The organism is Kitasatospora sp. NPDC092948 (assembly GCF_044754805.1).
Taxonomy (GTDB): Bacteria; Actinomycetota; Actinomycetes; order Streptomycetales; family Streptomycetaceae; genus Kitasatospora.
The window spans coordinates 39,998-50,609 of sequence record NZ_JBIVPU010000002.1 but is presented as its reverse complement, the minus strand read 5'-3'; the positions used below and the strand labels follow the sequence as shown (position 1 = coordinate 50,609).

4 protein-coding genes are annotated in these 10,612 nt (G+C 68.1%); 2 read left to right on the top strand and 2 right to left on the bottom strand.

Annotated elements, in window-relative coordinates; translation table 11 throughout:
• Nucleotides 1–318 precede the first annotated feature (318 nt).
• Both ACIQF6_RS04860 and ACIQF6_RS04855 read left to right on the top strand, forming a co-directional pair.
• Nucleotides 319–7,506, top strand: coding sequence for a polymorphic toxin-type HINT domain-containing protein (locus ACIQF6_RS04860; protein ID WP_400890216.1), 7,188 nt, complete (start codon nt 319–321; stop codon nt 7,504–7,506).
• Nucleotides 7,507–7,528: 22 nt separating this feature from the next.
• Nucleotides 7,529–7,882 carry a hypothetical protein gene (locus ACIQF6_RS04855; protein ID WP_400890214.1) on the top strand — a complete coding sequence of 118 codons (354 nt, stop codon included), beginning with the start codon at nt 7,529–7,531 and terminating at the stop codon, nt 7,880–7,882.
• Between the two features lie 148 nt (nt 7,883–8,030).
• Here the strand turns inward: ACIQF6_RS04855 and ACIQF6_RS04850 are convergent, their stop codons facing one another.
• Both ACIQF6_RS04850 and ACIQF6_RS04845 read right to left on the bottom strand, forming a co-directional pair.
• Nucleotides 8,031–8,597, bottom strand: coding sequence for a hypothetical protein (locus tag ACIQF6_RS04850; RefSeq protein ID WP_400890212.1), 567 nt, complete (start codon nt 8,595–8,597; stop codon nt 8,031–8,033).
• A 219-nt stretch (nt 8,598–8,816) separates the two neighbouring features.
• Nucleotides 8,817–10,514, bottom strand: a complete 1,698-nt coding sequence (locus ACIQF6_RS04845; RefSeq protein WP_400890210.1) for a phospho-sugar mutase — start codon at nt 10,512–10,514, stop codon at nt 8,817–8,819.
• Nucleotides 10,515–10,612 lie beyond the last annotated feature (98 nt).

The following is a 10,612-nucleotide window of genomic DNA, read 5'->3' as shown; positions in this document are numbered from 1 at the left end:
TCGCCCGCACAAATCGGCCGGGTGAATTCACTGAGGCGGTTTCCGGCGCGCATTCTCCATCGTTCTGGTGGTGGCGTTTCAAGGGCTTGTAACGGGATGGTCAATTTGGCAGTCAAGGGCTGGTGCTGGCGGCCCGTCAATCTCTAGTTTCAATACCGACCAATGCACATGCTCCAAGGCGCTCCGCTACCTGGCGGGGCGTCTTTTGTGCGTGGTTCCATCCGAATTGGGGAGATTGAGATGGGGGCACAGCGTGCACGCACCCCGCTCCGGGATCGGTTGAGAGGCCGATACCGAGCGGTGGGGGTGCTGACGCTCATGGCCGTGACGGGGTCATTGATCGGCGCGCCACCGGTGTTCGCCGAGAAGGCGCCGAAGGTGTGGGTACCGCCGAACACGCCGTTGCAGTCGACGGATTCGGTGCACGGCCGGAACGAAGGCAAGATCAATTCCACTCCCGGCGGCGGTGTGCCGAAGGAGTGGAAGGCGTCGACGGCCGTTCCGGCGAAGGCCGGTTCGGTGACCATTCCGGTCACCGACGTGTCGGCGGAGCAGCAGGCGGCCCGCAGTCTGGGCGGCGGGGCCGCTCCGGCGGCGGGGGGCAAGGCCAAGGTCCGGGCCGGCGACCTGCCGGTGTTCCTGACGGACCTCGGCACCGCGAAGGACGCGGCGGACGGTACGCCGTCGGTCAAGGTCGATCTGCTGGACAGCGGCAAGGCCAAGGCGGCCGGCTCGATCGGTCCGGTGGTCAAGGTCGAAGGGGCCGGCGGCTCCGCCAAGGCCGGGCACAAGTTCCAGGTCTCCCTGGACGTCAGGGCGATGACCGGCAACGCGCTGTGGTCCGACCGGGCCCGGCTGGTGCGGCTGCCCGAGTGCGCGCTCACCACGCCGGACAAGCCGGAGTGCCGCACCGGCACGCCGGTGCCGTCCGCGCTGGAGCAGTCGTCGGGCCAGCTGACCGCCGACGTGCAGCTGCCCGACGCGGGCACCACGCACGCCGCGCTGGCGGGCGGCTCCACCGCGTCCTCGGGCGCGCTGGTGCTGTCGCTGCAGACCGATTCCGCCGGCCCGTCGGGCTCCTACGCGGCGACGCCGATCAGCCCGTCCGCGTCCTGGAGCGCCGGTTCCAGCTCCGGCAACTTCACCTACTCGTACACCTTCGACATGCCGACCGCGGTCGGCGGGGCCGCGCCCAGCGTGATGCTGGGCTACGACTCCTCGTCGGTGGACGGCCGTACCTCGGCCAACAACTCGCAGTCGGGCTGGGTCGGTGACGGCTGGGACTACTCGGCCGGCTCGATCTCCCGCTCGTACAAGCCGTGCGCCAAGTCCGGCATCGACATGTCCGGTGACGAGTGCTGGGCCGGACAGTCGCTCCAGCTCAACCTGGCCGGCCACGCCGGTCTGGTGGTCAAGGACGACACCACCGGCGAGCTGCGCCTGCAGGGCGACGACGGCACCGTGATCACCCCGCTGACCGGCCTGAACAACGGGGCCTGGAACGGCGAGGGCTTCAAGGTCACCACCACCGACGGCACCCAGTACTACTTCGGTGCCAACCACCTGCCCGGCGGCGACGGCACCGACCCGGCCACCGACTCGGTGAACCGCGTCCCGGTGTACCACCCGCACGCGGGTGACCCCTGCTACAACTCCTCGACGGGCGCCGCCTCCTGGTGCCTGATGGGGTGGCAGTGGAACCTCGACTACATCGTCGACCTGCACGGCAACCTGATCAAGTACAAGTACACGAAGGAGACCAACAACTACGCGCGCGGCGGCGGCCAGAACAACGGCACCGGCACGCTGACCGCGTACGACCGGTACTCCAACGTCGCGGAGATCCAGTACGGCCTGCGGCTCTCCGACCAGATCGCGTCCAAGGGCGCCGGCAACCCCGCAGCGAAGATCACCTTCTCCACCGCGGAGCGCTGCTTCGCGTCCGGCTCGATGACCTGCAGTGACGCCCAGCGCGTGGTCGCCAACCAGTCGTCCTGGCCGGACACCCCGCTCGACCAGGCCTGCGCCTCGTCCGGCGCGTGCACCAACTACGGTCCGTCGTTCTGGACTTCCAAGCGACTGACCAAGGTCGAGACCTCGGTGTACGTGGGCGGCGCCGCCCGCGTGGTGGACTCCTGGGAGCTCAACCACGTCTTCTCCGACCCGGGCGACAACACCGCGCCCACCCTGTGGCTGAACTCCATCCGGCGCACCGGCAAGAACGGCCAGGCCGACCTCCAGCTGCCCGCCGTCTCCTTCGCGGCCGCGCAGCTGCCCAACCGGGTCGACGGCCTGGTCCCGGCGGTCTCGGAGTTCAACCGACCCCGGATGAGGGAGATCACCACCGAGACCGGTGGCCGGATCACCGTCACCTACAAGCCCGTCGAGTGCTCTCGGCTCAAGAACACCATGCCGGCCTCCGAGGCCGGCAACACCATGGCCTGCATGCCGGTGAAGTGGGTGCCGCCGGGCTCGCCGTACAACACCAAGCCGATCAACGACTGGTTCAACAAGTACCTGGTCTCCTCGATCTCGGAGGCGTCGCTGGTCACCAGTTCCACCCTCGCCAAGGAGACCCAGTACAGCTACGGCGGCGGCGCGGCCTGGCACCGCAACGACTCCGAGTTCGCGGACGACGACACCCGCACGTACGACAACTTCCGCGGCTACCAGACCGTCACCACCACGACGGGCTCCGGCGCGGACGGTCCCAGGACCAAGTCCACCAGCACCTTCCTGCGGGGCATGGGCGGACAGGTCGCCGACAGCTGGGGCGGCACCATCACCGACGCCGAGGAACTGGCCGGATTCGTCCGGGAGACCCAGAACTTCGAGTCGGACGCGGCGGGCGCCAAGGTCGTCGGCGGTGAGCTGACCACCCCGTGGATGTCGAAGATCACCGCGACCCACACCCAGCCCAACAACCTGCCGAAGGTCACGGCCCGGTACGTCAACACCGCCAAGGTGCAGTCCCGTTCGCGACTCTCCGACGGCAGCTGGCGGACCACCGAGCGCAACGCCAGCTACGACGAGGACCACGCCGGGCGGCTCAAGACCACGGATGTCCTCGGCGACACCTCGCTCAGCGGGTTGCCGCAGCGCCAGTGCACGGAGATCACCTACGCCTCCGGCAGCAACCCGGCACTGGTCGAACTGCCCTACCGGGTCCTGACGTTGGCCGGAGCCTGTGGGCAGACGCCCACCCCGGACAACACCATCGCCGATGCCCTGACGCTCTACGACGGTCAGCCGCTCGGCACCATCGGCGACAAGGCCGACCAGACCGAGACCCGCGTCCTGGAGTCCTACGGCGCGAACAACACCCCGACCTACCGGGTGACCGCCAAGGCCCAGTTCGACGGTTACGGCCGCCAGGTCGCCACCACCGACCCCAACCGCACCGACGCCGCTCACCCGAACGGCGCGACCACTACCACGGCGTACAGCCCCGCCACCGGCGAACTGCCCTCGAAGGTCGAGGTCACCAACCCGCTCGGCTGGAAGTCCGCCACCGTCATCGACCCGGCTCGCGGCCTGCCCACCAAGGCGACCGACGAGAACGGCCGTACCACGCTGGAGACTTACGACGCCCTCGGCCGCCTCACCGAGGTCTGGCTGCCCGGCCGCGACCCCGGCAACACCGACACCAAGTTCAACACCCCGAGTCGTAAGTTCACGTACCAACTGAACGGCTCGGACTCCCCGTCGGTCGTCACCAGCGAGAGCCTCCGTGAAGACCGCACCTACGCCAAGAGCCTGCAGATCTACGACGGCCTCGGGCGTGTGCGCCAGTCGCAGTCGTTCCCGGCCCAGGGCCAGGTCGGCCGCCTGATCTCCGAGGCGACCTACGACTCCCACGGCTGGCAGGTCAAGTCCACCCCGTCGTACTTCAACCCGGACTCGGGCCCGATCGCGACCGTGTTCCTCCCGCAGGACTCCCAGGTCGCGGCCCAGACCTGGAACGAGTACGACGGCCTGGGCCGCGTCACCGCCGCCAAGTTCATGGCCTACGGGCAGGAACAGTGGCGCACCACGGTGGCCTACGTCGGCGCCGAGCGCACCGACACCACGCCGCCCCCCGGCGGCTACGCCACCACCACGATCACCGACGCCACCGGTGCCACCGTGGAGGCCCGGCAGTACAAGTCCAACACCCCGACCGGGGCCTACGACACCACCACCTACGGGCACGATGTCGCGGGCAAGCCGACCTGGGTCCAGGACAGCAGCAACCCGGCACACCGGTGGACCTACAGCTACGACCTGCTCGGCCAGCAGATCAGCGCGACCGACCCGGACGCTGGCACGTCGGCCACGGTCTACGACAAGGCCGGACACGTCGTCACCACCACCGACGCGCGCAGCAAGGCGACCAGTGTGACCTACGACCTGCTGGGTCGTCAGGTCGCGAAGTACGACGGGACCGACACCACCGACGCGAGCAAGAAGATCGCGGCGTGGACCTACGACGCGCAGGTGCTGGGCAAGCCCGACACCACGACCACCTACGCCGACGCCCCCAACAACTCCGGCAAGGTCGCGTACACCAGCGCGGTCACCGGCTACGACCTCAACTACCGGCCGACCGGGACATCGATCACGATCCCGTCGGTCGCCAAGGAAGAGCTGCTGGCCAAGACCTACAACTGGTCGACCACGTACTCGCCGGTCCTCGGGTTCGTGAAGAACACCAAGCTGCCTGCCGTGGGCGGCCTGGCTGCCGAGACCGTCGGCAATTCCTTCGACATCGACGGCAACTTCCAGACCTCCAGCGGCCTGGACTACTACGTCCAGGACATGAAGTACGACGTGTTCGGCCGCCCGCTCCGTACCACGGTGGGCCAAGCCGGCAAGCAGGTCGTCTCCACGCAGGTGTACGACCAGGCCACCGGCCGCGTCGTGCAGTCCACCCTGGACAAGCAGACCGCGACCACCACCCACGTCGACATCACCGACTACACCTACAACAAAGCCGGGTCGATGACGTCGGCGAAGACCGTCCAGGACGGTGCCAACACCGACCTGCAGTGCTTCACCTACGACTACCTCGGCCGCCTCAGCGCGGCGTGGACCGACAAGGGCACCGCGACCACCACCACAGGGACCGCGTCCAACGTCGTCCAGGGCATGGGCGGATGCACCAACGCCACCGAGCCGACGTCGCTCACTGCCGGCGCCCGGATCGGCGGCCCGGCCCCGTACTGGCAGTCCTACTCCTACGACCTCACCGGCAACCGCAAGCAGCTGGTCCAGCACGACACCAGCGGCGCGGTCATCAACGACAAGCAGACCGACCAGACCTTCGCCACCGGCCCCAACGCCCCCAGCACCGCCCCGACCACGGGCGGCGGCACCGGTGGACCGCACGCGCTGCTCACCTCGACGACCAGCGCGAACGGCACCAGCAAGGTCACCACGTCCACCTACGACGCGACCGGCAACACCACGTCCATCACGGACACGTCCGGCACCAAGACCCTGACCTGGAACAACCAGGGCAAGCTGGCCAAGGTCCACGACACCGGGTCCAACGACGACACCAGCTACGTCTACGACGCGAACGGCAACCAGCTGATCCGCCGCGTCGGCAGCAAGACCACCATCAACCTGGGAACGGACGAGGTCACCCTCGACACCGCGACCGGCAAGCTGTCCGCCAACCGCTACTACGCCGCCCCCGGCGGACTGACCATCACCCGCACCGCCGTCGACGGTGGTGACACCGCCCTCTACTACCAGGCCTCCGATCCGCACGGCACGGCCGGTGTCCAGATGGACGCCGCCGCGCTGAACGTGGCCCGACGCCCCACCGATCCCTTCGGCAACGCCCGCGGCACCCAGCCCGGCAACGGAACCTGGGCCGGCGACAAGGGCTTCGTCGGCGGCACCATCGAGGGCACCGGATTCACCAACCTCGGCGCCCGCCAGTACGACCCACGGACCGGACGCTTCCTCTCGGTCGACCCGGTGTTCGACGGCTCCGATCCGCAGTCCTGGAACAGCTACGCGTACGCCAACAACAACCCGGTCAACGGCTCCGACCCGAGCGGCACCATGCGGGACCCGGATCCCACCCCGAACGTCTGCAACGGAATCTGTGCCGGTGGCGTCGGCGCCACCATGGGTGGAGGCGGAGACGGCAGCGGCAGCACCACCACCACACCGGCCAGCAAGTCCGGGCAGGACTCCTCCAATGAGGCGCTCCGTCAGAAGCAGGCCGCCGACGAGGCGCTCGCCAAGGCGAAGCAGGCACGCGAGGAACTGATCAGCAAGATCGTCGACGTGGTCGGCGACCTGATCGGGTTCAACGACGCCCGCGACTGCTTCACCAAGGGCGACGTGATGGGCTGCATCAACACAGCCCTCAACTTCGTGCCGTGGGCCAAGGTCTTCAAGGCCGTCAAGGTCGGCATCAAGGCGTTCAAGCTGTGGCGCGAGGGCGAGAAGGCGTACACCGCCATTCGCAGTGCCGAGCGCGTGGCCAAGGAGGCTGAAAGCGCACTCAACATCGCCCGCAAAACCGAGAAGGAGGCGGCGGAAGCCGAGGCGGCTGCTGCGAAGACAGCAGAAGCCGACGCGGCCAAGTCGGCAGACTCAGGTGCGGCCAAGGCGGCTGAGGGCGACGCGGCCAAGGCGGACAGCGGCGGTTCATGCCCGATCCACAACAGCTTCCCGGCCGGAACCCTCGTCCAACTTGCGGACGGAAGCACCAAGCCGATCGACCGGCTCGAACCCGGCGACATGGTCCTGGCAACCGACCCGCAGACCGGTGAGACCAGGCCCGAGCCCGTCACGGCCACGATCACCGGCTACAACGACGTCGAATTCACCCAACTCACGCTTGACCGTGCCGTTCAGGGTGAGATCCGATCCATCACTTCCACGGCACATCATCCCTATTGGGACGATACCGCTCACAAGTGGTCGGACGCCCTCGAGGTGCCGATCGGACACCAACTTCGAGCTGCTGATGGGACGCTTGCGACCGTCGTCGCCGCTCGGACCTATAGCACCCTGCCGACGACTGCTCACAACCTGACCGTGGCGGACCTGCACACGTACTATGTGCTGGCGGGCACCACGCCGATACTGGTCCATAACTGCGGCGATGGATCCGACGAGTTGCCAGGCTTCGACAAGCTGATTTCGGAGCACGAGGAGGGTGCTTACCTCTATCGTGGGGTACCCAAGGGCCATGAAGGGCATGCTGCCGCAGTAGAAGGGAGCGCTCATCCTCGAGGGGGTAATGCGACTCCGGCCGAGCACAATGGCAACAACACGGAGAGCGAGTTTACTTCATGGAGTACATCTCCATTTACTGCCAAGAGATTCGGACTTGGTACTCGACCGGGTGAGACTCCTGGAGTAATCCTGAGAGTCAAGCTTCCAATGCCTGGAGGTAATCCGATTCGTCAGATGTGGCTTTATGGCGAAGACCGATGGGCGGAGAACGAAGTGCTCGTTACTGGATCCGTGGCTGGAGCGGATGTATTCCACCTTGGATGATAGAATTTCGGGAGGTGGGAAGGTGTCTGTCAAGGTTTCTGAAGTGGAAGCTCATCGCTTCCTCTCGCAGCTTGCTGATGAAGGTTGGCAAGCGGCCGCTCGAGGCCTTGAAATCTTGAGCCGGATTGGCGATTTCTCATTCAACTCCGCCTCGATCGGAGCCTCAGAGGCTGCCGGGTTGTACCGTTCAAGGATGATGACAATCACCGAGTCTGGGAAAGTCGTCATTGAGGTTGCTGAATTCGTCGACTCCCTTTCCGTGGCGGACGCGACTGAGGTCTTTGTATTCTCCGTTGCTGACGCGGGGTGGGCTTGTGTTTGTGCGGTAGATTCCGATACGGAAAGGCCGATCGGTGCAGTAGCAATGGAGCTCTAGGCTTGCATGTAAAAGCTGCATCGGAAGCCCTGTCGAGCGAATTCTCGGGGCTTTCGATGTAGCAGCTACTGCTGTAGTTGGGATTTGGAGTACTGGTGGACCTATTGTTCAGGCTCGGCCACTGCCAGCATTCCGAGGTGTTCGAGGTTCATTTGAACGAGGCTGGATTAATCGGCTGGATGCTCGTCTGTGCAGAGTGCTTCCCACATGAGTAGGGAACCTGAGTCGGGCGACCATCCCATTTCTGGTCGGAGTGCAGGACGTCCGGTGTGATGATCAGAGCTGTCGGGCCTGGTTGACGGCCTGTGTGCGGGCCTTGACCGCCGAGCGGCGGGGGACCCGCGGTGAGGCGGGTGGCCTCCACCACGCCATCATGGGTCTTGGGGATGTCGCTGGCGCGGCCGGAGGCTGCAACGGCATGGGCGTCGATCGGGTCCGACTTATCCTTCGTCCGGCGGGCCTTGCGGTCGGGCCGGGTGACCTCGATGACGGTCAGGTTGGCCCCGTAGGCGCTGATGCCCCTCGCTCCCGCGGCGGTGATCTTGCCGTGGGAGTGCAGCCAGGACAGCAGTTGCCGGTGGCCGGCGCCGGTGGCCGGGAACACCCGGTCCGCCAAGTGGCGGCCGATCCGGTCGACCACTGCCGCATGGTAGGTCTCGCCGCGGGTATCCACACAGACTGTGACTTCCCGGTCCTGATCGGTCATCCTGGTCACTGCCGTCTCCTTGGCTCGCAGCCCTTGGGACGGCACACGCTGGCCGGACGGGACAGTGGCGGGGCTTCTCGACCACGTATCTACGAGGTCGTGGCCGTCCGTCCGGTCGCGTGCGAGGCGGCTCCTCCGAGCAGATCGACAAATCCCAGACAGGACAGCCGAAACATCGGTCAGGCGGAGGGCTAAACCTACCGGAGGAGCAGCATCGCATCCTTCACGTCAGGCCAGCCCGGCCGCCGTCGCCAGGTCCCGCTTGAGGGTGGCGAGCAGGGCGCGCGCCTGCTCGTGGGTGGCCGGGAGGACGTCCCGGGAGGCGACCGGGAGGACGGTCTCCAGGTAGCACTTGAGCTTGGGCTCGGTGCCGGACGGGCGGACCACGATGCGGGCGGAGGTGACGGTGGGGCCGGTGAGGTAGTAGCGGAGGCCGTCGGTGGGGGGGAGCTCGGGGGTGCCGGCGGTGAGGTCGTCGGCGTGGGTGACGGTGAGGCCGGCGAGTTCGACGGGGGGCTTGTCGCGGAGGGTGCGCATGGCGTCGGCGATGACGGTGAGGTCGTTGACGCGGACCGAGAGCTGGTCGGTGGCGTGCAGGCCGTGGGCGAGGGCGAGGTCGTCGAGGAGGTCGGTGAGGGTGCGGCCGTCGCGCTTGAGTCCGGCGGCGAGTTCGGTGATCTGGAGGGCGGCGGTGATGCCGTCCTTGTCGCGGACGCCGTCGGGGTCGACGCAGTAGCCGAGGGCCTCCTCGTAGCCGTAGCGGATGCCGTCCGCGCGGGAGATCCACTTGAAGCCGGTGAGGGTCTCCGCGTAGCCGAGGCCGGCCGCGGCGGCGATCTTGCCGAGCAGGGTGGAGGAGACGATGGTGGTGGCGAAGACGCCGGTCGCGCCCTTGGCGGCGAGGGCCGCGCCGAGCAGGGCGCCGACCTCGTCGCCGCGCAGCATCCGCCAGTCGCCGTCGGGGGTGGGGACGGCGACGGCGCAGCGGTCCGCGTCGGGGTCGTTGGCGATGATCAGGTCGGGGCGGGCGGCGCGGGCGGTGGCGAAGGCCAGGTCCATCGCGCCGGGCTCTTCCGGGTTGGGGAAGGCGACGGTGGGGAAGTCCGGGTCGGGCTCGGCCTGTTCGGCGACCACGGCGGGCGCGGGGAAGCCGGCCCGCTCGAACGCGGCGAGCAGGACGTCGCGGCCGACGCCGTGCAGCGGGGTGTAGACGGTGGTGAGTTCGCGGGGGCCGTCGGTCTCCAGGACGGAGACGGCCCGGTCGAGGTAGGCGTCCAGGACGTCGGAGCCGAGTACCTCCCAGCCCTCGGTGGCCCGCGGCACGGAGGCGAGGGCGCCGAGCGCGTCGATCTCGGCGGCGATGTCGGCGTCGGCGGGCGGGACGATCTGCGAGCCGTCGCCGAGGTAGACCTTGTAGCCGTTGTCCTGCGGCGGGTTGTGACTGGCCGTCACGACGACGCCGGCGGCCGCGCCCAGGTGGCGGATGGCGTACGCGAGGACGGGGGTGGGCAGCGGCCGGGGCAGGATCGCGGCGCGCAGGCCGGCGCCGACCACGACGGCGGCGGTGTCGACGGCGAAGTCGTACGACTTGTGGCGGGCGTCGTAGCCGATGACGACCAGGTCGCCGAGCGCCGGGTTGTTGCGGACGTACGCGGCGAGGCCGGCGGCGGCGCGGATCACCACGGCGCGGTTCATCCGCATCGGGCCGGCGCCGAGTTCGCCGCGCAGGCCGGCGGTGCCGAACTGGAGGCGGCCGGCGAACCGTTCGGCCAGTCGCGACCAGGCGATCCGCTCCTCGGACTCGGCCTCCGGGCCCTCGGCGGCGGCCAGCAGCGCGGCCAGCTCCTCGCGGGTCTGCGGGTCGGGGTCCTCGGCCAGCCAGGCGCGGGCCCGGTCGAGGAGGTCGTTGGTGGGTGCCTTCGGCATGCGTCCCGCTCCCTGTACGTGGGTTGAAGGAGTGTGAGTACTGCGGCGAAACGGAGCGACGGCGGCCACCGGATCCTGCCGATGGCCGCCGTCCTGCG

Coding starts and splice junctions, on each gene's coding strand:
- ACIQF6_RS04860 (WP_400890216.1), top strand. CDS start 319: ATGGCCGTGACGGGGTCATTGATCGGCGCGCCACCGGTGTTCGCCGAG.
- ACIQF6_RS04845 (WP_400890210.1), bottom strand. CDS start 10,514: ATGCCGAAGGCACCCACCAACGACCTCCTCGACCGGGCCCGCGCCTGG.